Source organism: Kocuria sp. U4B (genome assembly GCF_054875615.1).
In genome coordinates this window covers 3252497-3275717 of sequence record NZ_CM142180.1, presented here as the reverse complement: position 1 = coordinate 3275717, position 23221 = coordinate 3252497, and the positions used below count along the sequence as shown (strand labels likewise).

Genomic DNA, 23221 nt, shown 5'->3' with positions numbered 1-23221 from the left:
CGCGGGGATCGCGTCGGCGGCGCCGTCCGGTGAGCACAGCCGGCAGCCCAGATGATTTGTTGCCTCACGCAACTTTACGTTGTCGGGCGGCGGTCCACAAGACGCGACAGGGTGCGTCCCGTCACGTCCGGCCGGCGGGGACCGGCGGAAGAGTCCTCCGGAGCCGAGGCCGGAGCGGCGCGGGAACGGGCGGGCCGGAGCGCCCGGACGGGCGCTCTCGTCGGGTCGCGGCGCAGCGCTCCCGGCCCGCGGACGGTCGACGGCAGGAACCGTCCGGACAGTGGACGGCGGAGCGGCCGGCTACGCGGGGCCGGGCGACGCGGCCGGTGCGGCAGAGGGTCTGGCGGAGGCCGCGGGGTGTCCGCCGGGGGCCTCGGACGTGTCCGAGACGGTGGAGCAGCCGACCAGGGCGGGCCTCACGGGAACCGGCACGACCGGTGAGAGCTTTCCCGGCATGGCACCGCCCTTCGATCCGCCGGCCGGTGCTGAGCCCGGGCCTCCTCCCTCCATGTTCCCTAAAGCGAACCCAAAGCGCCAGGGCCGGAGATCACGATCCGGCCACCGGCGCGTCCTGCACCCCTCGCGCACGGGTCGCGGCACCGGCCCCGGTCCCGGCGAGCGGGGCGGCGGCCCGCCCATCGCCCCCGACGGACCAGCGCCGGCACGACGCCGAGCGGGTCGTCAGTGCCGGGGGGCTCGACGCGGTCCGCGCCCCGGACGGGGCCGAGGTCGGCGGGCCGCGGAGGCCCGTGGCCGCCCGACTGGCTCCCTGGGAGACCCCTGAGTAGCCTGTACCGCATGATCGCAACGAAGACCGAGGTCCTCGACCTCTCGGAGGTCACGATCCGCCGGATCTCGGTGAGCGAGATGGACAACAACGTCTACCTGCTCACCTCCAAGGACGAGGGCACGCAGGTCCTCATCGACGCGGCCGACGACGCCCGGGCCATCGCCGGCCTCGTGGGCGCCGGCAACGGCGACTGCTCCGCCTCCTACGGCAACCTCCAGCTCATCATCACCACCCACTCCCACTGGGACCACGTGCGCGCCCTCGAGGAGGTCAAGTCCCGCTCCGAGGCCATGACCGCGTGCGGCGCCGACGACGAGGCCGACATCGCGGTGCCCATGGACCTCACCTTCGAGGACGGCGACACCGCCGAGTTCGACGGCTTCGACCTGGAGGTCATCGGGCTGCGCGGGCACACCCCCGGATCGATCGCCCTCGTCTACCGCGACCCCGAGGGACCGGCGCACATCTTCTCCGGCGACTCGCTGTTCCCGGGCGGCGTGGGCAAGACCAGCAGCCCCGAGGACTTCCGCCGGCTGATCACCGACGTCACCGAGCGGATCTTCGAGCGGTTCGACGACGACACCGTGGTCCACCCCGGCCACGGCAAGCCGACCACCCTGGGGGCCGAGCGCCCGCACCTGGACGAGTGGCGAGCCCGGGGATGGTGAGCGCCCAGGACACCGCGACCCCCACGACCGCCGCCGACCGCGGCGCCTACGCCGCCGTCCTGATCTTCCCCGTGCTCGTCCTCGTCGGCGGGCTCGTGGGGTTCCTCGCCCCCGGCTCCGTGAGCGGGCTCTCCGGGTGGGTCAACCCGCTGCTCGGGATCGTCATGTTCGGCATGGGCCTGACCCTGCGCCCCGTGGACTTCGCGCTCGTGGCCAGGCGGCCCCTGCCCGTGCTGCTCGGCGTCGTGGCGCAGTACGTGCTCATGCCCCTGATCGCCGTCGTGGTGGTCCTCGCGCTCCGGCTCCCGGCGGAGATCGCGGCCGGGGTGATCCTCGTGGGCTGCGCCCCCGGGGGGACGGCCTCCAACGTGGTGTCCTACCTGGCGCGCGGCGACGTCGCGCTCTCCGTGGCCATGACGTCGATCTCCACCCTGGTCGCCCCGATCCTGACCCCCCTGCTCACACTGTGGCTGGCCGGACAGTACATGCCCCTCGACGGCGCCTCGATGGCGTGGTCGATCGTCAGGATCGTGCTGCTGCCCGTGGTCCTGGGCCTGGCGGTGCGCCTGCTCGTGCCCCGGCTCGTGGAGCGGGCCCTGCCGGTCCTGCCGTGGCTGTCGGTCACGGCGATCTCGCTGATCGTCGCGATCGTCGTCTCCCGCAGCGCCGACAGGATCGTCGAGGCCGGCCTGCTGGTGCTCGCCGCCGTGGCCCTGCACAACGGCCTGGGCCTGGCCCTCGGCTACCTGGTGGGCGTGGTCACCCGCCAGCCGGTGGCCGCGCGCCGGACCGTCGCGATCGAGGTGGGGATGCAGAACTCGGGGCTCGCCGCGGGACTCGCCGCGCAGTACATGAACCCCCTCTCCGCCCTGCCCGGTGCGGTGTTCTCGGTCTGGCACAACCTCTCCGGCGCCGTGTTCGCCCTGCTCTGCCGCCGCGCCGACGCCCGCCGCGCCCGCCGCGCCCGCCGCTGAGCACCGGCCCACGCCCGCATGGCCCCGGAGGAGCAGCCCGCCCCGGGACTCGGCCTGCCCCTCACCGTCGTGCCGCCCTCCCGCTCCCTGGAGGCGGCCACCGCGGGCCGGGCCCCGGCGTTCGGGCGCACCCTGCGCTGCGCCCTCGCGCTGCGCGGCGGGGTGAGCCTGGCCGTGTGGATCGGCGGGGCCGTGGCCGAGCTGGACGTGCTGCGCCGGATCCGCATCCACCGGGACGGCGCGGGGGGCCTGCACGCCTACCTGCTGCAGCCCGCCGAGGCCGCCGACCCCCGGCTCGCGGAACGGGCGGCGGTCTACGCCGGGCTGCTCGCCGGCGCCGGCTACGACCGCGTGGAGTTCGACGTCCTCGCGGGCGCGAGCGCGGGCGGGCTCAACGCGGTGGTGCACGCCGTGGCCCAGCGCGCGGGGGCCGGCCTGGACCCCCTGGGCCGGCTGTGGGAGGACACCGCCGGGCTCTCCCGGCTGCTGCGCCCGCTCGGGCCGCGCCCGGTGGACTCGATGCTGCGCGGCGACGGGTACCTGTGGCCGCGGCTGGCGGAGGTCCTCGCCGCCGTGCACACGGGCCCGGAGCACCACCCCGACCTGGTCGCCGAGCACGTCACGGTGGAGCTCTCCGCCACGGTGCTCGACAGCGACCCCACCGCCCGGGGAGAGGCCGCGGAGGGCCGCGGCGACTTCCACTTCGCCTCCCCGGACCCGGGCTCCCCCGCTCCCCCGCTGGGCAACGGCATCCCCGCCCGCCCGCCGCGCGGCGCGGCCGGCGAGGCCGCCGACGACGAGGCCGAGCGTGCCGCGGCCCTGTCCCGGATCGCCTACGCCGCGCGTGCGACCGCCTCCTTCCCCGGCGCCTTCGAGCCCGCGGCGGTGTGGTCCGCCGCCACGTCCGGGCCGCTGCGCAACACGCCGCGGCCCGACCTCAGCCACGCGTTCTCGGCCCACCGGGCCCCGGAGGAGCTGCCGTACCGGGTGGTCGACGGCGGGGTGTTCGACAACGTGCCCATCGACCGGGCGATCGAGGCCGCCCGGACCCGCCGGTCCCTGCGCCACGCCGACCGGTGCCTGCTCTACCTGGACCCGGACCCCCCGCACCGGGCGGGGCCGCCCTCCCGGCACCTCGACCTCCCGCGCCTGGTCCGGACCCTGGGGGTCACGCTCACCCGGCTCCGGCGCCGGGAGACGGGCGAGGACGAGGTGCTGGCGCTGTCCGACCTCCTCGCGGAGCAGCTGGTCGAGCGCGGGCGGCGGAGCCAGCTCGCCCCGCTGCTCGACGAGTGGGGCACGGCACAGCGGGAGGAGCGCCGGCGCGCCCACCTGCGCTACCGGGCCCGCGCGGACGCACACCTGCTCGGCGCGGTCCTCACGCGCCCGGCCGAGTGGCAGCTCACCTCGACGCTGGCCTCCCGCTCGGTGCTGCGGGCGCGCACCCCCGCGGAGCTCGCCCCCCTGACGGAGGAGCTGGTGCGCCGCGGCGACGCCCTCTCCCGCGGCCCGCTCGGGGCCGCCGCCTCCCGCGCCGTGCTCGGGGGCCCGCAGGCCCTGGTCGACGCCGCGTCCTGCGTGCTGTCCTGGGTGCGCTTCCTGGAGGACCTCGCCCCGACGCCGGAGCGGACCCCCGCGCCCCTGCGGGGCCTCGACTCCGCACCGGCCCGCGCCGGCGCATACCGGGTGCTCGCGGCGGCCGTGCACGAGCGGGACAAGGTGCTCCGCGACGTCCTCGCCGCGACGGCGGCCCCCTCGGCCCCCGTCGAGGCCGCCGCGCCGGTGTGGCTGCGCCCGGTGGCCCTGGAGGACTGGTGGGCCGAGCTGGACACCGTCGTCGACGGCCTCCGGGCCCTGCACCCGGCCCTGGAGGCCGCCGCCGGCGCGCCCGGCGCGGAGGACTGGCGGGCCCTGTGGTGCGAGTCCCCGTGGCGCCGGATCCCGGCCCCGCCGGCTGCGCTCGGGGCGCCCGACCTGCCCCCCGCCCTGGCGGCGGCCGGGATCCCCGGCACGGTCTCCGGGATCGCCTACGGGGAGATCCGCGGGGACCAGCTGCCGTCCCGCCCCGCCGACGTGCCGCGGCTGCGCCGGGGCTGGGCGGACCAGCGGATCCAGCGGGCCCTCGACGCCGCCGGCGCCGCCGGCGCCACCGACGCGCAGCTGCGCGAGGTGCTCGCCGCCGACCCCGGCCGCCTCCCGGCCGGCAGCAAGCTCGCCGGCACGGGCCTGGCCAACTTCCGCGGCTTCCTCGCCACCGCGTGGCGGACCAACGACTGGTGGTGGGGCCGGCTCGACGCCGCCGCCGGCGTCGCCGGCTTCCTGCGTGGCCTGCCCGCCCGGCCCGCGGCCGGCACGGAGGGGTCCGCCGAGCCCGCGGTGCCGGCCGCCGAGCACACCGGCCCGGCGGCGGAGCCCCCCGCGGTCCAGGGGCTCCAGGAGAGCCTGCTGCGCCAGCTGGGCGACGGGGACGCGGACCGGGCCCGCGGCGTGCTCGGCGGCGGCGCCGACGGCCTGGACCGGCTCGCTCCCGGCTACCGCATCGCGCTGGCGTCCCGGAGCCTGCGCGTGCTCGGCCGGGCCCTGGCCGGCACGCCGGACCTGCCCCGCGGGGTGTGGGAGCTCGGGCTGTTCCTGCTCCAGCCCCTCCTGGTCCTGGCGCCGCTGCTGCTGACGCCGGTGCGGGCGGCCCTGGCCCTCGTCGTGGGCGCGGCGGCGCTGCGGCTCGGCGCGGCCCCGGCGCCGGACGGGTCGACGACCGGGAGCGTGCTCGTCGTCCTCGCGGCCTCGGTGCTCGGCCTCTCCCTCGTGCGCACGGCCGGGCGCTCCCGGCGGCGCTGGACGCGGGTCCTCGCGGCTGCCGGCGCCTCTCCGCCCCGGCCCCGCGCGGTGGCCGGCGTCCCGACGGCGGACACCACCGCAGGGGACACCACCGCAGGGGACGTCACTGCGGCGGACGTGGCCGCCGCCCGGCGGGGAGCCGTCCGCCGCGCCGCCGTGAGCGGCACCGCGGCCGCCGCCCTCCTGCTGCCCGCAGCGGCCTGGGCGTCCAGCGGCTCCGCCCTGGCGCTGCTGCTGACCGCCGTGCTCGTCCTGGACCGGACCGCCGCGGCGCTGTGCCTGCGGGTGCCGGGCCGGGGTGCCGCCGACGAGGTGCTGCGCGCGGGCGGCGTCGTGCTCGCCGCCGTCGGGGCGTGGGCCCTCGGCGCCCTGGCCCTGGTGCTCGGGGACGGGCTCCCCTGGGTCCCCGGCACGGTCCCCGCCCGCGCGGCGGTGGTGGCCCTCGCCGCGGCCGGGCTCGGGGCCCTGGTGCTCACCGGGTTCCTCCGCCCCGCCTGGGCGGCGCTGCTGTCCCTGGCCGCAGGAGCCGCCGCCGGCGGCGCCGCCGCCCTCGTGTGGTCGCTGGCGGGCGCGCCCGGCCAGGCGGGCGCCGGCCTCCCCGCCGCGGCCGCGGCCGTGCTCGCGGGGGCGGCGGTGCTGTGGTGGGCGCCCGCCGAGGGCATGCTGTGCCCCTACGGGCCGGAGGACGAGCTCGTCCCGGCCCGACCCGCCGGGCGCCCGCGGATAAGCTGGAGGGGATGAAACTCCTCGAAGCCCTCTCCCCGCAGCTCGGCACGCCCGGCCACCCCTACTACCGCGGCGACTACGTCACCAACCCCCTGACCGGCGACGAGGTGTACGAGGGCTTCCTCGGGTGGATCGCCTCCCGGGACATGGAGCTCTACCCCGCTCAGGACGAGGCCGTCCTCGAGTTCGCCGGCGGCGCCAACGTCGTCCTGGCGACCCCCACCGGCTCGGGGAAGTCGACCGTGGCGGTCGCCGCGCACTTCGCGGGCCTCGCCGCCGGGCAGCGCTCCTACTACACCGCGCCCATCAAGGCCCTGGTGTCCGAGAAGTTCTTCGCGCTCGTGGAGATCTTCGGCGCCGAGAACGTCGGGATGGTCACGGGCGACTCCGCCGTCAACGCGGACGCGCCCATCGTGTGCTGCACCGCCGAGATCCTCGCCAACGTGGCCCTGCGGGAGGGCCGGGACGCCGACGTGGGACCCGTGGTCATGGACGAGTTCCACTTCTACTCCGACCCGCAGCGCGGCTGGGCGTGGCAGGTGCCGCTGCTCGAGCTGCCGCAGGCGCAGTTCCTGCTGATGAGCGCCACCCTCGGGGACGTCACCCGCTTCGAGGAGGGCCTCACGGCGCTCACCGGGCGTCCCACGACGACGGTGTCCTCCGCCGAGCGGCCCATCCCGCTGCACCACTACTGGTCCGAGGAGCCCATCCACGACGCCCTCGAGGAGCTGCTCGCCACGAACCAGGCGCCGGTGTACGTGGTGCACTTCTCCCAGCTGCAGGCCATGGACCAGGCGCAGAACCTGATGTCCGTCAACGTCCTGTCCAAGGAGGAGAAGGAGCGCATCGGGGAGCTGATCGGCGGGTTCCGCTTCGCGGCCGGCTTCGGCAAGACCCTCAACCGGCTGGTGCGCCACGGCATCGGCGTCCACCACGCCGGGATGCTCCCCAAGTACCGCCGGCTCGTGGAGCAGCTCGCCCAGACGGGGCTGCTCAAGGTGATCTGCGGCACCGACACCCTGGGCGTGGGCATCAACGTGCCCATCCGCACCGTGGTGATCACCGCGCTGTCCAAGTTCGACGGCGAGCGCACGCGCCGGCTCAACGCCCGCGAGTTCCACCAGATCGCCGGCCGGGCCGGCCGCGCCGGCTACGACACGGCGGGCACCGTCGTAGTCCAGGCCCCCGAGCACGTCATCGAGAACAACCGGGCGCTGAAGAAGGCGCAGGCCAAGTTCGGCGACGACCAGAAGAAGCTGCGGCAGGTGCCGCGGAAGAAGCCGCCGCAGGGCTTCGTCTCCTGGGGGAGGCCGACGTTCGAGACGCTCGTGGCCTCCGAGCCCGAGCCGCTCACGTCGTCGTTCACGGTCACCCACTCGATGCTGCTCAACATCCTGCAGCGCCCCGGGAACCCCGTGCAGGCGGCGTGGCACCTGCTGACCCACAACCACGAGACCCGGCAGCGGCAGCGGGCGCTGCTCAAGCAGGCGATCGGCATCCTCAAGGAGCTGCGGGCCGCGGGCGTCGTCGAGAAGCTGGAGACCCCCGACGAGGAGGGCCGCACCTGGCGCCTGACCGTGGAGCTGCAGGAGAACTTCGCGCTCAACCAGCCCCTGTCCCCCTTCGCCCTGGCGGCCCTGACCCTGCTGGACGCCGAGGACCCGGACTACGCGCTCGACGTCGTCTCGGTCATCGAGGCGACCCTGGAGAAGCCCCGCCAGGTGCTCAACCTGCAGGAGAAGAAGGCCCGCGGCGAGGCCGTGGCCGCGATGAAGGCCGAGGGCCTGGACTACGACCAGCGGATGAAGGAGCTCGAGGACGTCAGCTACCCCAAGCCCCTGGAGGAGCTGCTGACCCAGGCGTTCGAGACCTACCGCACGAGCGCCCCGTGGGTCGCCCAGTTCGAGCTGGCCCCGAAGTCCGTGGTCCGGGACATGTACGAGCGGGCGATGACGTTCGGCGACTACGTCCAGTTCTACGGCCTGGCCCGCTCCGAGGGCATCCTGCTGCGCTACCTCTCCGACGCGTACAAGGCGCTGCGCCAGACCGTGCCGCTGGACATGCTGCGGGAGGACCTCGAGGACCTCATCGAGTGGCTCGGCGAGCTGATCCGCCAGACCGACAACTCCCTGCTGGACGAGTGGGAGAAGCTCGCCGCGGGCGAGGAGTCGCCCATGGGCACCTCCGCGGACTCCCTCGAGGAGCTCATCGACGAGCAGCCGCCGGCGATCACCGCGAACACCCGGGCCTTCCGGGTCATGGTGCGCAACGCCCTGTTCCAGCGCGTCGAGCTGTTCGCCGCCGAGAAGGACAAGGTGCTGGGCGCCCTCGACGGCGAGCACGGCTGGGACCGCGACCGGTGGGCGGACGCCATGGACGCGTACTTCGGCGAGTACGACGACCTCTACACCGACGCCCAGTCGCGCGGGCCCGCCCTGATCCGCATCGACGAGCACCCCGAGGGCCTCGACGGCTACTGGACCGTCGTCCAGGTCTTCGACGACCCGGACGGCCACCACGACTGGGGCATCAACGCCCGCATCGACCTGCGCGCCTCCGACGAGGACGGCTTCCCGGCCGTGGTCCTCGACAACGTCGGGCCGATCACCGAGACCGGCCGCTGACGCGGCTCCGGCACGGGTGAGCCCCGGTTCCACCGGTGCGGTGGAACCGGGGCTCACCCGGGGGACGCCGACGGCGGCTCCGGATCAGGCCGGGCTGCTGCCGCCCGGCCCGCGCCCCGGATCCGGGGTCGTGGTGCCGGCCGTCGCCTGGGCGTCGGCCCGCTCCCCCTCCACGGACTCGGCCTCGGTCGGGGGCACCGGCTCCGGCTCGGGGGCCACACCGGTCCGTTCGTACTGGCGGTGCTTGCCGCGGGCACGGTCCAGCAGGTCGCGGAACTGCTTCTCGGACGCGACGAGCTCGTTGCGGTACCGGGCCGGGACCGTCTCCAGCCGCTCCTGGTAGCGGCCGGCCTTGGCGGCGAGCCGGAGACGCTGCTCCTCCGGGGCGTCCTGGGGCAGGGTCACGTACTTCTCGGCGGTCGTCTGCAGCCCGTTGATCACCCGCAGCGCACGGCCCTTGGGGCTGAACAGCGACGCGAGCACGGTCACGGCCAGCACGCCGACGATCACGGACAGGGACGTCCCGATGGTGACCTCGACGACGTCCACGTGCTCGCCCCCGTTGATGAAGGGCAGGGTGTTCTCGTGCAGGGCGTGGATGACCAGCTTCACGCCGATGAAGCCGAGGATGATCGCCAGGCCCCAGGACAGGTAGATGAGCCGGTCCAGCAGGCCGTCGATGAGGAAGTAGAGCTGGCGCAGGCCCATCAGGGAGAACGCCACGGCGGTGAACACCAGGTAGGTCTCCTGGGTCAGGCCGAAGATCGCCGGGATGGAGTCGAAGGCGAAGAGGATGTCGGTGCCGCCGATGGCGACCATCACCAGCAGCATCGGGGTCATGGCCCGCTTGCCGTGGTGGACGGTGAACAGTTTGTCGCCGTCGTAGTGGTCGGTGGTGTGGATGAAGCGCTTGGCCAGCCGCACCACGACGTTGTCCCCCTCGTCGTGCGACCCGCCGGAGAGCTCGCCCTTGATGAGGGAGCCGGCGGTCAGGATGAGGAACAGCCCGAAGATGTAGAAGAGCCAGGCCCAGGCGTTCAGGGCGGCGGCCCCGATGAAGATGAAGGCCGTACGGGCGACGAGCGCGAACGTGATGCCGAAGAGCAGGACCTTCTGCTGGTCCGCGCGCGGGACCTTGAACGAGGCCATGATGACGAGGAACACGAAGAGGTTGTCGACCGACAGGGCCTTCTCCGTGATGTAGCCGGCGTAGTACTCCCCGGCGTAGCGCCCGCCCCATCGCAGGAGGACGAACAGGCCGAACAGGAGCGCGACGCCCACGTAGATCGCGGACCAGACCGCGGCCTCCTTGAGCTTCGGCTCGTGGGCTCTGCGGACGTGGAAGACGTAGTCGAAGAGGAGCATGCCGACGATGAGAGCCATCGTCACCGTCCACACGGTGGGTGAGACGTCCATAATTCTGCCTTCGGGGTCGAGAACGGTCTCGCCGTAAGTCTCTCCGCCGCTTCCCGGGCCCGGCCGGTCTGAGCCGGTCGGTCCCGCCGTGCTGGGATCGGCCGCTGCGTCCGGCCGGGCACCGTGTGCTCGGCGTGCTGACGTCCGCAGCGCTGAGGGATACTCCCCTAGGCTGGGTCCAGTCTAACGGAGCCCCTCCCCGACGCACGCGAAAGGGCCTGTCCCGCCGCGCGGCGGGACAGGCCCTTCGGTGCTGCCGGGGCCTCCGGGCCCTGTGGATCAGTGCGCCGGGGCGCTCAGCGCTCGGTCTCCCGGGGCTCGACGGAGCTGGAGCCCTCGCTCTCGGCGTGGTGCTCGTCGACCGACTTGCCGGTGTGCTCGTGCAGGTCGGGCACGTCCAGGGGCGCGCGCTCCACGGCGGCCCGGGCGGCGTGGTGCTTGCGCACGAGGTCGGCCTGCACCAGGCGGATCTCCTGGGTGGGGGTGCCCTCCGGGATGCCCCGGTAGACCTCGATGGCCCGGTGCAGCTCGGCGACGGCGTGCGCGGCGCGGCCCTTCGGGCTGGCCATCGACGCGATCGTCGCGACGGCGATGATCGCCACGATCACGCCGAGGGACACGAACGTGGGGATCTCCGGGGCCCACTCGATGTGCTGGCCGCCGTTGATGAAGGGCAGCTCGTTCTCGTGCATGGCGTGCAGGATGAGCTTCACGCCGATGAAGGCCAGGATCAGGGACAGGCCGTGCTTGAGGTAGATGAGGCGCTCCATCAGCCCGCCGAGCAGGAAGTAGAGCTGGCGCAGGCCCATGAGCGCGAAGATGTTGGCCGTGAACACGATGAACGGGCTCTGCGTGAGGCCGAAGATCGCGGGGATGGAGTCGAAGGCGAACATCAGGTCGGTCACGCCGATGGTGACGAACACGATCAGCATGGGGGTGAAGACCTTCTTGCCGTTCACCACCGCACGCAGCTTGCTGCCGTTGTACTCCTCCGTCATGGGGACCACGGTGCGCAGCTTGCGGATGACCGGGTTCTCCTCGGTCTCGTCCTCGCCGTCGTCCTTGGCCTGGTGGTAGGCCGTCCACAGCAGGAAGAAGCCGAAGATGTAGAAGACCCACGAGAAGTTCGCGATGATCGTGGCGCCCAGCAGGATGAAGATCCCGCGCAGGACCAGCGCGATGATGATGCCCACCATCAGCACCTCCTGCTGGTACTTCCGCGGCACGGCGAACCGGGTCATGATCACGATGAACACGAACAGGTTGTCGATGCTGAGGCTGTACTCCGTGATCCAGCCGGCGATGAACTGGGTGCCCGGCTCGACGCCGGCGAACACGAACATCAGGGCGCCGAAGACGAGGGCGAGGGCGACGTAGATGCCCACCCAGATGCCGGCCTCCTTCATGGAGGGCTCGTGGGGGCGCTTGACGACCATGAGGAGGTCGAAGAGCAGGATCAGGCCGAGGACGACGAACGAGCCGATCTCGAACCACGCTGGTAGTTGTGTGTGCACGCGAGTACTTTCGCTTCGAGGTGGCGGCACCCGCCGTCCGCCGCGTCCCGGGACGCGGCGGTGAGGGCACCGGAATGAGCCGCAAGTCTCTCCGCCGTCCTCGCGGGCCGGGGCCCGCGTGCCGAGGTCGACCGTTGCGTCCGGCCGGACCCCATTGGCCGGCGTGCTGACGTCCGCAACGCTTCGGGATACTCCCCTACGCGCTGAGCAGTCTATCCGAAGCTGAAAGAACGCTTGGAACGCCTCCGTCCGGCGGCGTCTCGGAGGGCCTGGGCGGCGCCTCAGGCGTGCCCGGCCTGCTGCATCTGCCGCAGCTCCTTCTTCAGGTCGGAGAGCTCGTCGCGGATCCGGGCGGCCAGCTCGAACTGCAGGTCCTCGGCCGCGGCCTGCATCTGCTGGGTCATCTGCGCGATGAGGTCCACGAGGTCCTCGGCCGGCGCGGCCGTGATCCCGTCCTGGCGCAGCTTCTGCTCCGCGGCCGCCGCGGCGTCGCGCCCGCCCCGCTTGCCGGTCGGGGCCGTCTTCTTGCCGGCGGCCGCGCGCTGGGCCAGCAGCTCGCGGGTGTCCTCCTCCTCGCGCTGGAGCTGGTCGGTGATGTCCGCGATCCGCTTGCGCAGCGGCTGCGGGTCGATCCCGTGCTCCTTGTTGTAGGCGACCTGGATCTCCCGGCGCCGGTTGGTCTCGTCGATGGCGGTGGCCATCGAGTCGGTGATCCGGTCGGCGTACATGTGCACCTGCCCGGAGACGTTGCGGGCGGCGCGGCCGATGGTCTGGATGAGGGACGTCGTCGAGCGCAGGAAGCCCTCCTTGTCCGCGTCGAGGATCGCGACCAGGGAGACCTCGGGCAGGTCCAGGCCCTCGCGCAGGAGGTTGATGCCCACGAGCACGTCGAAGGCGCCCATCCGCAGCTCGCGCAGCAGCTCCACGCGGCGGAGGGTGTCGACGTCGGAGTGCAGGTACTGCACCTTGACCCCGTGCTCCATGAGGTACTCGGTGAGGTCCTCGGCCATCCGCTTGGTCAGCGTGGTGACCAGGACGCGCTCGTCGCGCTCGACGCGCAGGTTGATCTCGTCGAGCAGGTCGTCGATCTGGCCCTTCGTGGGCTTGACGATGACCTCCGGGTCCACGAGCCCGGTGGGGCGGATGATCTGCTCCACGTAGCCGTCGGCCTGGGAGAGCTCGTACTTGCCCGGGGTCGCGGAGAGGTAGACGGTCTGCCCGATCCGGCCCAGGAACTCGTCCCACTTCAGCGGCCGGTTGTCCATCGCGGAGGGCAGCCGGAAGCCGTGCTCCACGAGCGTGCGCTTGCGGGACATGTCCCCCTCGTACATCCCGCCGATCTGCGGGATGGTCACGTGGGACTCGTCGACCACCAGCAGGAAGTCGTCGGGGAAGTAGTCGATGAGGCAGTGCGGGGCGGATCCCCGCGGGCGGCCGTCGATGTGCAGCGAGTAGTTCTCGATGCCGTTGCAGTAGCCCATCTGCTCCATCATCTCGAGGTCGTAGGTGGTGCGCATGCGCAGCCGCTGGGCCTCGACGAGCTTGTTCTGGGACTCCAGCTCCTTGAGCCGGGCGGCGAGCTCGGCCTCGATGGACTTGATCGCCGTGGCCATCCGGTCGGCACCGGCCACGTAGTGGGAGGCCGGGAAGACGTACATCTCCTCCTCCTCCCGGATGATCTCCCCGGTGAGGGGGTGGAGGGTGTAGATGGACTCGATCTCGTCGCCGAAGAACTCCACGCGGACGGCGTGCTCCTCGTACATCGGGATGATCTCCACGGTGTCCCCGCGCACCCGGAAGGTGCCGCGGTGGAAGTCGACGTCGTTGCGGGCGTACTGCATGTTCACGAACCGGCGCAGCAGCTCGTCGCGGTCCATCTCGTCGCCCTTGCGCAGCGTCACCATCTGCGCCACGTACTCCTCGGGGGTGCCCAGGCCGTAGATGCAGGACACGGTGGCGACGACGACGACGTCCCGGCGCGTGAGCAGGGCGTTGGTCGCGGAGTGGCGCAGCCGCTCGACCTCCTCGTTGATGGAGGAGTCCTTCTCGATGAAGGTGTCCGTCTGCGGGACGTAGGCCTCGGGCTGGTAGTAGTCGTAGTAGGAGACGAAGTACTCGACCGCGTTGTTGGGCAGCAGCTCCCGCAGCTCGTTGGCGAGCTGCGCGGCGAGCGTCTTGTTCTGCACCATGACCAGCGTGGGGCGCTGAACGCGCTCGATCAGCCACGCCGCGGTGGCCGACTTGCCGGTGCCGGTGGCGCCCAGGAGCACGACGTCCTTCTCGCCGGCCTCGATGCGGGCGGCGAGCTCCTCGATCGCCTTCGGCTGGTCGCCGGCGGGGACGTAGTCGGAGATGACCTCGAAGGGGGCGACGACACGGTTGATCTTCTGCGCCAGGCTCATGCGTCCAAGGCTACGCGCCACCCCGGACACGCGAGCGGGGTTCCTCCGGAGGCGATCAGCCGGCCCGGGTGCGGAAATACGCCGGGGAACCGCCCCGTTGCACCGGACACACCACTGCGCCCGCGCACGGACCCCGTCGAGAGGAACCCCATGTCCATCGTCATCACCGGTGCCACCGGCCGGCTGGGCCGGCTCGTTCTCAGCTCCCTGATCCGCCTGGACGTCCCCCGCGAGGAGCTGGTGGCCGCGGGCCGCAACGAGGGCAAGCTCGGCGACCTCGGCGGGCTCGGGGTCCGGACCGTGCGGGTCGACTACGACGACGCCGCGAGCCTCGACGCCGCCTTCGAGGCGGCGGGCACGGTGCTGCTGGTCTCCAGCGGCGAGGTGGGCCGGCGCGTGGACCAGCACCGGAACGCGATCGAGGCGGCCGCCCGCGCAGGGGTCTCCCGCCTCGTCTACACCAGCGCCCTCGGGGCGGACCTCGGCCGGCTCATCCTCGCCGACGAGCACCTGGCCACCGAGCAGCTCCTCACCGACTCCGGGCTCCCGTACACGATCCTGCGCAACGGCTGGTACACGGAGAACTTCGAGCCGGCCCTGCGGCACGCCGAGAGCACGGGGCAGGTGCTGACCAACGCCGGCGACGGCCGCGTCGCCAGCGCGACCCGGGAGGACTACGCGGAGGCGGTCGCGGCGGTGCTGGCCCAGGACGGGCACGCGTGGCAGACCTACGAGCTGTCCGGGGACGAGGCGTGGAGCTTCGACGAGCTCGCGTCCGCGCTCACGGAGGTGCTCGGCCGCGAGGTCGTCCACCACCGCCTGACGCCCGAGCGGCACCTGGCGGCGCTGGAGGAGGCCGGGGTGGACGAGGACACCGCGCGGTTCCTGGTCGCCCTCGACGCCAACATCGAGGACGGCGCGCTGGAGCTGGTCACCGGCGACCTGTCCCGGCTGATCGGACGCCCCACCACTCCCCTGCTCGAGGCGCTGCGGGCCATGCGCTGAGCGCGCCCCGCCGGGCCGGTCGACCGGCCCGGTGGGGACCGGTGGACGGGGTGGCGCGACGCGTGCACGACCCGGCTGACCGTCCGCTGTCGGCCCCGGCGGGCGGGCAGTGGGCGGGAGCAGGAACCCTCTACTGCTCGAAGGCCGCGTCGAACGAGGCGCCCGAAGGGCCGAAGTCGAAGCCCTTGAGGAACGCCAGCGCCTCCGGTGCCCCGCGCAGGCGGTCCATCCCGGCGTCCTCCCACTCCACGGAGATGGGCCCGTCGTAGCCGATCGCGGTGAGGGCGCGGAAGCTGTCCTCCCAGGGCACGTCCCCGCGGCCCGTCGAGACGAAGTCCCACCCGCGGCGCGGGTCCCCCCAGGGCAGGTGGGAGGAGAGGATGCCGTTGCGCCCGCCGCCCACCCGCAGCTTCGTGTCCTTGCAGTCCACGTGGTAGATCCGCTCGGCGAAGTCCGAGATGAACGCCACCGGGTCGATCCGCTGCCACATGAAGTGGCTGGGGTCCCAGTTCAGCCCGAAGGCCTCCCGGTGGCCGACGGCGTCGAGGGCCCGCTGCGTGGACCAGTAGTCGTAGGCGATCTCGGTGGGGTGCACCTCGTGGGCGAAGCGCACCCCGCACTCGTCGAAGACGTCGAGGATGGGGTTCCACCGGTCGGCGAAGTCCTGGTAGCCGGCGTCGATCACGTCCTGGGACACCGGGGGGAACATCGCCACGTACTGCCAGATGGAGGACCCGGTGAAGCCCACCACGGTGTCCACGCCGAGCCGCTGCGCCAGGCGCGCCGTCAGCTTCATCTCCTCCGCGGCCCGCGCGCGCACGCCCTCCGGCTCCCCGTCGCCCCAGACCCGGGGCCCGACGATGGACCGGTGCCGGAAGTCGATGGGGTCGTCGCACACGGCCTGGCCCTTGAGGTGGTTGGAGATCGCCCAGACCTTCAGCCCGTGGCGCTCCAGGATGTCCAGCCGCTCCCGGAGGTAGGCGTCGTCGTCCCACCGCCAGGCGTCGAGGTGCTCCCCGGAGACGGCGATCTCCAGGCCGTCGTAGCCCCAGCCGGCGGCCAGCGCGGCCACCTCCTCGAGCGGGAGGTCGGCCCACTGGCCGGTGAACAGCGTGTAGCGGTGTCCCATGGAAGTCCTTTGCCGTCGGGAGGGTGTGCGTGTCGGTCGGTCGGGGTCAGAGGTCCACGGCGGCGCCGGCGCGGGCCGCGCTGGCCTCGACGGCGTCGAGCACCCGCTGGACCTCCAGGCCGTCCTCGAAGGACGGGGAGACGGCGGCGCCCGACGCGATGGCCTGCAGGAAGTCGGCGGCCTGGCTCGTGAAGGTGTGGTCCCAGCCCAGGGTGTGCCCGGCCGGCCACCACGCCCGCACGTAGGGATGGGACTGCTCGGTGACGAGGACCCGGCTGTAGCCCTGGGCCTCGGCCGGGGCGGTGGCGTCGAAGAACTGCAGCTCGTTGAGCCGCTCCAGGTCGAAGCGCAGCCCGCCGGAGGAGCCGTACACCTCGATCTGCAGGGCGTTCTTGCGCCCGGTCGCGCAGCGGGAGACCTCCAGGCTGGCCACGGCGCCGGAGGCCGTGCGCAGGGTGGCCCAGGCGGCGTCGTCGACGCTCACCCGCTCCGGTCCGTCGGCGCCGGCACGGGTCCTGACGAAGGTCTCAAGCGTGCCCGCGGCGGAGGTGACCGGGGAGCCCAGGAGGAAGCGCACCTGGTCGACGGCGTGGGAGGCGAGGTCGCCCAGCGCACCGGAGCCCGCGGTCTGCCTGCGCAGGCGCCACGTCATGGGGGCGTGCTCGTCGGCGAGCCAGTCCTGCAGGTAGCTCGCGCGCACCTGCCGGACCTGGCCGATCCGCCCGTCGGCGATCAGGTCCCGCGCGAGCGCGAGGGCCGGCACCCGGCGGTAGTTGAAGCCCACCATGGACCGGACGCCGTGGGCCTGCGCCGCGGCCGCGGCGGCCACCATCCGCTCGGCCTCGGCCACCGTGTTGGCCAGGGGCTTCTCCACGAGCACGTGCTTGCCGGCCTCGAGGGCGGCCACGGCCATCTCGGCGTGCAGGTGGCCGGGCGCGCAGATGTCGACGACGTGGACGTCGTCGCGCTCCAGCACCGACCGCCAGTCGGTGGCGCTGCCCTCCCAGCCGTACTGCTGCGCGGCCGCGGCCACGTGCCGGGCGTCCCGGCCCACCAGCACCCTCTGCGCCACGCGCGGGGTGGAGTAGAAGGCGTTGACGTTGCGCCACGCGTTGGAGTGGGCCTTGCCCATGAAGGAGTAGCCGAGCACGGCGACGCCCAGGACGCCGGTGGCGGACCCGCGGTCGCGGACGCCGGCGGGGTCGGGCACGGTGGTGGTCATAGGTCGTCTCCTTGGCGCCGGGCGCCGGCCGAGCGCAGGAACGCGAGTCCCTGCTCCGCGAGTTGGTCCTGGGTCCGCGCCAGGGGCCGCCAGATGGAGGCGGCGGTGGCGATGCTGGCGTTGGACGCGGTGAAGCTCTCGATGTTCAGGGCCCCGGTGTAGCCCACGGCGTCCAGGGCCTCGAAGATGCCCGCCCAGTCCGTCTGGTCCCCGCCCGGGGCGCCCCGGTCGTTGCCGCAGACCTGGACGTGCACGAGGTGCTCCCCGGCCGCCCGGACGGCGTCGGCCGAGGAGCGCTCCTCGATGCCGAGGTGGTAGGTGTCCAGGGCCAGGCCCACGCCGTGGCCGAGCAGCGGCCCGAGGGCCTCCAGCGCCTGGGCGGTGGTGTTGAGCAGGGACGTCTCGTAGCGGTTGAGCGGTTCGATGCCGAGGACGACGCCGGCGGCCTCGGCCTCGGCGGCCAGGGGCGCCAGGTTCCGGCGCAGCTGCGCGTACGCCTCCGCCCGTTCCGCCGCGTCCATCCGCCACACCCGGCCCGTGTGCGCGTAGAAGGGCCCGCACACGGCCGGCGCGCCGACGTCGTGGGCCAGCTCGATGCAGGCGCCGAGGTAGCGCTGGGTCCGGGCGATCACCGCGTCGTCGGCCAGGACGAGCTCCCGCCCGGGCGACATGGCGCCCACGATCCACGGCCGCAGGCCCGCGAGCGCGCCGCGCACCGCCCCGGCCGAGAGGTCGCCGGCGTTCTCCAGGGGCAGCTCGACGGCGTCGAAGCCCATGGCCGCGATCTTCTCCAGCAGCGGAGCCAGGTTCGCGTCGGTGAGCGGGGACTCCCACACCCAGGTGTTGACGCCGATCAAGCGCTGCACGGGTCGGCCTCCTCTCGGTTCCTTCTCGGTGGGGTGGGGGCCGCCCCGCCGGCCGGGGGAACTCCCGGTGACGGGCCGGTGGCAGGCAGGGCGGCCGGTGCCGGTCAGGGGATGGTGCGCTCCCGCCAGACGTCGGGGTAGCCCGGGAGGTCCTCCCCGCCGAACTTGGCGTAGTGGCCGTCGGGCATCCCCTCGTTGTCGGCGAGGAACCCGGCCCGCTGGTCCTCGGTGATGGGCTCCTGCGGCAGGACCCACTCGGCGGGGACCTCCTCGCCGGCGAAGATCCGCTCGAGCGCCAGCAGCGGGGTGCGCCACTGGAAGTTCGAGTAGACCGGGGCGATCCCGGTCAGGCCGGTCTGCTCCCACTTGCGCAGGAAGCTCATCTCGTCCTCGCCGGTCATCACCGGGTAGTCCGCGCCGGCGTCCTCGAAGGCCTCGATGGCCGCGACGGCGCCGTCCCCGGCGTCCATCCACACGCCCTGCACGTCCCCGGTGGCGAGCTCGTCGGAGATGATCTTCTTGATCTCGGTGGGGTCGGCGCCGGTGAAGTAGTCCGTGGCCTCGATCCCGTTCTCCTCGAAGATCTTCTCGGCCGCGGCCCAGCGCTGCTCCAGCACGTCGACGCCCGGGAGGATGCGCAGGGCCACCACCTTGTCGCCCTCCTGGAGGTTGTCCACCAGGAAGGTCGCGGAGTCGATGCCCCAGGCGAAGCCGCCGATCGGGTGGATGAACGTCGTCGCGCAGTCGGTCTCCACCCCGCGGTCGAAGACGACCACCGGCTTGCCGGTCTCGCAGGCGCGCTCCACGGCGGGCGTCAGGGCGGCGGTGGAGTTGGGCGAGATGATGAACGCGTCGCAGTCGCCCTCGGCGATGAAGTAGTCGATGTCGGCGATCTGCGTGTTGTCGTCGTCCTGCGCGTCCCGGGTCTCCATCTCGGAGATCACCCCGCGGTCCTGGAGCACCTTCAGCTGCTCGTTCATGGTGATCCAGCCGGTCTGGCGCCACGGGTTGGAGATGGAGGCGTTGGAGAAGCACGCCTTCTGCGGTCCCTCGGCCGCGAGGTCCGCCGTCGCCGTCATCTCACCGTCGATGTACTGCGTCCAGGGCTGCTGCGGATCCCCCTCGAAGGAGGCCGTGCGCTGGTCGAACTGCCGGTCGTACTCCGCCTGGTCGAACCACTCGTCACCGCCCTCCGCGGCCGGGGTGGCGGCGCCCTCCGCGGCGGGGGAGGCGGCGTCCCCGCCCTCGGTGGCCGCAGGCGGGTTCTCGATCGACGAATCGGTGGTGCAGGCGGTCAGGCCCAGCAGCGCTGCCGCTGCCACCACGGTGGCCTTGGTCTGGATGCTTCGGCGCATCATCTTCCTTCCTCATCGGTGCCCACGGTGGGCTCTGGTGCCAGGACACGCTGTTCCTCGTGGGCGGCTCGCCCGCGTCCGCGCCTCCGGCGCTGCCAGGTCTGGGTCCCGGCCGCGACGGCCAGGATGATGATCACGCCCTGCACGGTCTCCCGCCAGGTGGACTCGACGCCCAGGAAGTTCAGGAGCGCGAAGAGGGTCTCCAGCGCGAAGGCGCCGGCCGCCGCGGAGAGCACCCAGCCGCGTCCGCCGCCGAGCACGACCCCGCCGAGGACGACGGCCGTGATGGCCGTGAACTCGTAGCCCCGCCCCACGGAGGGGTGCACCCCGGCGTAGCCGACGAGGATGATCCCCGCCACGGTCGCGGCCAGGGAGGAGAGCATGAACGCGCGGGTGCGGATCCACCAGACGCGGGCGCCCGTCAGGGCCGCGGCCCGGGGGTTGTCGCCGACGGCGATGAGCGTCCGGCCGTAGGGCCGGCGCATGAGCCACACGGCGCCGGCGGCGACGACGGCGAGGACGACCACGGGGTAGGGCAGGATCTCCAGGACCGGGATCCCGTCGATGCCGCCCCGGCCGATCCGGCGGAAGCTGTCCGCCGGGTTGCCGGTGGCCGCGCCGCCGGTCCAGTAGAGCACCAGGCCCAGCAGGGCGAGCATCGTGCCCAGGGTGACGATGAAGCTCGGCACCTTGAGCAGGGTGGTTAGCAGCCCGTTGACGAGGCCGACACCGGCGCCGAGGAGCAGCATCAGCACCAGGACGGGCACGGTCCGGCTGTCGTCCTGGCCGACGAGGTTGCCCGCCAGGAACACCTGGGCCGTGACCACCGAGCCCATGGAGAGGTCGAACTCCCCGGAGACGATCACGAAGTACTGCCCGATGGCCGCGATGGCGATCGGCGCCGTGCGGCCGGCGAAGCGGATCAGGGACCCCGGCTCGCCGAAGGACGGGTTGGCCGCGACGACGGCGGCCAGCAGGACGGCGAGGAGCACGAACACGGCCCCGCTGGGCGTGCGCAGCGAGCGCAGCACGCGCCGGCCCCACGGGGAGCGGTTGTGCGGCAGGACCGCGGCCCGGTCCGTCACGGCGGCGCTCATGCGGCGACCTCCTGCTCGGTGCGGGCCCGTGGGTGGCCGCCGAAGCGCGCGGGCCGGCTGATCACCCGGCGCCGCGCGTAGACGGCCACGGCGACCACGATGACGATGCCGCGGACGACGTCCTTGAGGAAGGGGTTGATCTGCAGGACGCTCATGATGTTGTCGATCATCGCGAAGATCAGCACGCCGCCCAGCGTGCCCACGAGGGAGCCCTTCCCGCCCGAGAGCAGCGTCCCGCCGAGGACGACGGCGGCGATGGAGAGCAGGTCGTAGCCGCCCTGCGAGCCGATCGTGGGGCTGCCCACCCCCAGCCGCGCCGCGAGGAGCAGCCCCGCGAGCCCGGCCATGAACGAGCACACGACGTGGGCGGCGACGATCGGCGTGCCGGTGCGGATGCCGGACATCCGGGCCACCTCGATGTCGCCGCCGACGGCGTAGACGTGGTGGCCCAGGCGGGTGCGCTGCAGCATGAGCAGCACCACGCCCGCGCAGGCCAGCATGATCAGGGTGGAGACCGGGACCGGCCCGATGCCGGTGGCCCCGACCAGGCGGAAGGCCACGGGCGTCTGCCCGGAGCTGCCCTGGTAGTTGGTGGCGAGGTAGCCGCTGACGATCAGCCCGGTGCCCAGCGTGGCGATGAAGCCGTGCACCTTCAGCCCGGAGACCACCAGGCCGTTGACCAGGCCGATGGCCGCCGACACGACCAGCGCCACGACGACCCCCGCGACGATGTTGCCCGGCTGGCCGGCCATGATCCCGGCCGCCAGCAGGCTCGAGAGGCTGACGACGTAGGGCACCGACAGGTCGAGGCTTCCGACGAGGATCACGAGCGTCTGCCCGATGGCGATGAACCCCAGGACGCTGGTCCCCGTGAGGATCGAGGAGATGTTGCCCGCGCTGAAGAAGCTGCGCCCCGTGGCCCCCACGAGCGCCGTGCCCGCGACCACGGTGAGCAGCGCCACCAGGTAGACGATGTGGGTGGACGTCAGCCGTGCGTAGGCGTTCATGGGCGTGCCCTTTCCGTGCGGGCGCCGGTGGCCACCTGCAGGACCTGTTCCTCGGTGGCGTCCGGCGGGAGCTCCCCGGCGATCCGGCCGTCCCGCATGACGAGGATCCGGTCCGACATCCCCAGCACCTCCGGCAGCTCGCTGGAGACCATCAGCAGGGCCTTGCCCTCGGCGGCGAGCATGCGCATCAGGTTGTAGACGGCGATCTTGGCGCCCACGTCGATCCCGCGCGTGGGCTCGTCGAGCAGCACGACCTGCGGGTCCACGGCGAGCCACTTGGCGAGGACCACCTTCTGCTGGTTGCCGCCCGAGAGGTACTGGACCTCCTGGTCGAGGTCCCGGGCCACGACCTCCAGCGAGGACAGCACGGCGGGGACGTCGCTCCTCGCCTCGGCGTCCCGCCGGGGGAAGACCGCCCGGACGACGCCGAGGGCGTTGTCCAGCACGGACTGGTCGAGGCTGAGCCCCTGGGCCTTGCGGTCCTCCGTGATTAGGGCGACGCGCCGGCGGATGGCCTGCCGGGGCGAGGAGGCCGTGTACGGCCTGCCGTCCAGCTCCATCCGCCCGCGGGTGAACGGGTGCGCCCCGAAGACCGCCTCCACCAGCTCCGTGCGGCCGGAGCCCTGCAGCCCCGCCACTCCCACGATCTCCCCCGCGCGCAGCGTGAGCTCGATGGAGTCCAGCTGCTCGTTGCCGCCGTCGTGGACGGCCAGGAGCGGCCTCCCCACGGCGGTGCCGGGCAGCCGCTCCGGGAAGTAGGCCGAGATCGAGCGGCCGACCATCATGCGCACCAGGGCGGCGTCGTCCAGCGCCGCCGCGGGCCGGGAGCCCACGATGCGCCCGTCCTTCAGGACGGTGATGGTGTCGCAGAGGTCGAAGATCTCCTGGAGGCGGTGGGAGACGTACAGGATCGCGGTGCCGCGGGCCTGGAGCCGGCGGATGATCCCGTAGAGGAGCTCGACCTCGGGCCCGGCGAGGGCGGCGGTCGGCTCGTCCATGGCGATGATGCGCGCGTCGTAGCTGATGGCCTTGGCGATCTCCACGATCTGCTGCTGCGCCACCGAGAGGGAGCTGACCGTGCTGGTGGGCCGGATGCTGGTGATGCCCAGTTCCCGGAGCAGGTCGGCCGTCCCGGCGTTCATGGCCTTCCTGTCGACGAACAGGCCCCGCCGCGGCTCACGGCCGAGGTGGACGTTCTCGGCCACCGTGCGGTCGGGGAGCAGGTTGAACTCCTGGAACACCGTCGACAGCCCGGCCAGGTGGGCCTCGGTGGGGTGGCGGAACTCGACGGGGCTGCCGTCGATCTCCACGGTGCCCGCGTCGGGCTGGTGCACCCCCGCGAGCACCTTCATCAGGGTGGACTTCCCCGCCCCGTTCTCGCCCACGAGCCCGTGCACCTCGCCGGCCCGGAGCTCGAGGTCGACGTCCTGCAGCACCGGCACCCCGAAGAATCCCTTCGACAGGCCGGTGACCCTCAGCACCGGCCGATCCGTGTCCTCGTTCATGCCGTCACTGTGACACGCACCACACACTTCCGTCGATGATCAAGCAAAAGTCGCCCGGTGCCGGTGCTTTTGTTACGTGCTTG

At 73.0% G+C, this 23221-nt stretch carries 14 protein-coding genes and 1 pseudogene; 5 read left to right on the top strand and 10 right to left on the bottom strand.

Going from position 1 to position 23221, the window contains the following annotated elements; translation table 11 throughout:
• Nucleotides 1-798: 798 nt before the first annotated feature.
• Genes ACYSMR_RS15265 through ACYSMR_RS15250 form a run of 4 tightly spaced genes read left to right on the top strand, consistent with a single transcriptional unit; the run spans nt 799 to nt 8620 of the window.
• Nucleotides 799-1458 carry an MBL fold metallo-hydrolase gene (locus ACYSMR_RS15265; protein ID WP_461746306.1) on the top strand — a complete coding sequence of 220 codons (660 nt, stop codon included), beginning with the start codon at nt 799-801 and terminating at the stop codon, nt 1456-1458.
• A complete protein-coding gene (locus ACYSMR_RS15260) occupies nt 1452-2432 on the top strand; it encodes a bile acid:sodium symporter family protein (RefSeq protein ID WP_461746304.1) in 981 nt (326 codons plus the stop codon). The genes ACYSMR_RS15265 and ACYSMR_RS15260 overlap by 7 nt, the downstream gene beginning before the upstream one ends.
• A gap of 18 nt (nt 2433-2450) precedes the next feature.
• Nucleotides 2451-6011, top strand: coding sequence for a DUF3376 domain-containing protein (locus ACYSMR_RS15255; RefSeq protein WP_461746302.1), 3561 nt, complete (start codon nt 2451-2453; stop codon nt 6009-6011).
• The gene (locus ACYSMR_RS15250; protein WP_461746300.1) at nt 6008-8620 is read left to right on the top strand and encodes a DEAD/DEAH box helicase; all 2613 of its coding nucleotides are present in this window, start codon (nt 6008-6010) and stop codon (nt 8618-8620) included. Before ACYSMR_RS15255 ends, ACYSMR_RS15250 begins: the two co-directional genes overlap by 4 nt.
• 84 nt (nt 8621-8704) lie before the next feature.
• Here ACYSMR_RS15250 and ACYSMR_RS15245 read toward each other — a convergent pair whose 3' ends face one another.
• From ACYSMR_RS15245 to uvrB, 3 genes and pseudogenes are all read right to left on the bottom strand, one after another.
• A complete protein-coding gene (locus ACYSMR_RS15245; RefSeq protein WP_461746298.1) occupies nt 8705-10036 on the bottom strand; it encodes a TerC family protein in 1332 nt (443 codons plus the stop codon).
• Nucleotides 10037-10560: 524 nt separating this feature from the next.
• Nucleotides 10561-11550, bottom strand: a pseudogene (locus ACYSMR_RS15240) (TerC family protein); the annotation flags it as partial.
• A 281-nt stretch (nt 11551-11831) separates the two neighbouring features.
• Nucleotides 11832-13952, bottom strand: coding sequence for an excinuclease ABC subunit UvrB (gene uvrB / locus ACYSMR_RS15235; protein WP_251332415.1), 2121 nt, complete (start codon nt 13950-13952; stop codon nt 11832-11834).
• 150 nt (nt 13953-14102) lie between these two features.
• Here uvrB and ACYSMR_RS15230 point away from each other — a divergent pair, with 150 nt between their 5' ends.
• Complete coding sequence (locus ACYSMR_RS15230) at nt 14103-14957, top strand: SDR family oxidoreductase (protein WP_461746295.1); 855 nt, start codon at nt 14103-14105, stop codon at nt 14955-14957.
• A gap of 130 nt (nt 14958-15087) precedes the next feature.
• Here ACYSMR_RS15230 and ACYSMR_RS15225 read toward each other — a convergent pair whose 3' ends face one another.
• The 7 genes from ACYSMR_RS15225 to ACYSMR_RS15195 all read right to left on the bottom strand — a co-directional run bounded on the left by ACYSMR_RS15225 (nt 15088) and on the right by ACYSMR_RS15195 (nt 23138).
• Nucleotides 15088-16086, bottom strand: coding sequence for a sugar phosphate isomerase/epimerase family protein (locus ACYSMR_RS15225; RefSeq protein WP_309125686.1), 999 nt, complete (start codon nt 16084-16086; stop codon nt 15088-15090).
• Nucleotides 16087-16132: 46 nt separating this feature from the next.
• The gene (locus tag ACYSMR_RS15220) at nt 16133-17308 is read right to left on the bottom strand and encodes a Gfo/Idh/MocA family protein (protein WP_461746292.1); all 1176 of its coding nucleotides are present in this window, start codon (nt 17306-17308) and stop codon (nt 16133-16135) included.
• Entirely contained in the window at nt 17305-18174 is an 870-nt protein-coding gene (locus tag ACYSMR_RS15215) for a sugar phosphate isomerase/epimerase family protein (protein ID WP_461746290.1), read from the bottom strand. Before ACYSMR_RS15215 ends, ACYSMR_RS15220 begins: the two co-directional genes overlap by 4 nt.
• 104 nt (nt 18175-18278) lie before the next feature.
• Nucleotides 18279-19529 (bottom strand): substrate-binding domain-containing protein, encoded by a 1251-nt coding sequence (locus ACYSMR_RS15210; protein ID WP_251332502.1) that lies wholly within the window; start codon nt 19527-19529, stop codon nt 18279-18281.
• Nucleotides 19529-20626 carry an ABC transporter permease gene (locus ACYSMR_RS15205; RefSeq protein WP_461746288.1) on the bottom strand — a complete coding sequence of 366 codons (1098 nt, stop codon included), beginning with the start codon at nt 20624-20626 and terminating at the stop codon, nt 19529-19531. The genes ACYSMR_RS15210 and ACYSMR_RS15205 overlap by 1 nt, the downstream gene beginning before the upstream one ends.
• The gene (locus ACYSMR_RS15200) at nt 20623-21633 is read right to left on the bottom strand and encodes an ABC transporter permease (protein WP_309126107.1); all 1011 of its coding nucleotides are present in this window, start codon (nt 21631-21633) and stop codon (nt 20623-20625) included. Before ACYSMR_RS15200 ends, ACYSMR_RS15205 begins: the two co-directional genes overlap by 4 nt.
• Entirely contained in the window at nt 21630-23138 is a 1509-nt protein-coding gene (locus tag ACYSMR_RS15195; protein WP_461746286.1) for a sugar ABC transporter ATP-binding protein, read from the bottom strand. Before ACYSMR_RS15195 ends, ACYSMR_RS15200 begins: the two co-directional genes overlap by 4 nt.
• Nucleotides 23139-23221: the final 83 nt, after the last annotated feature.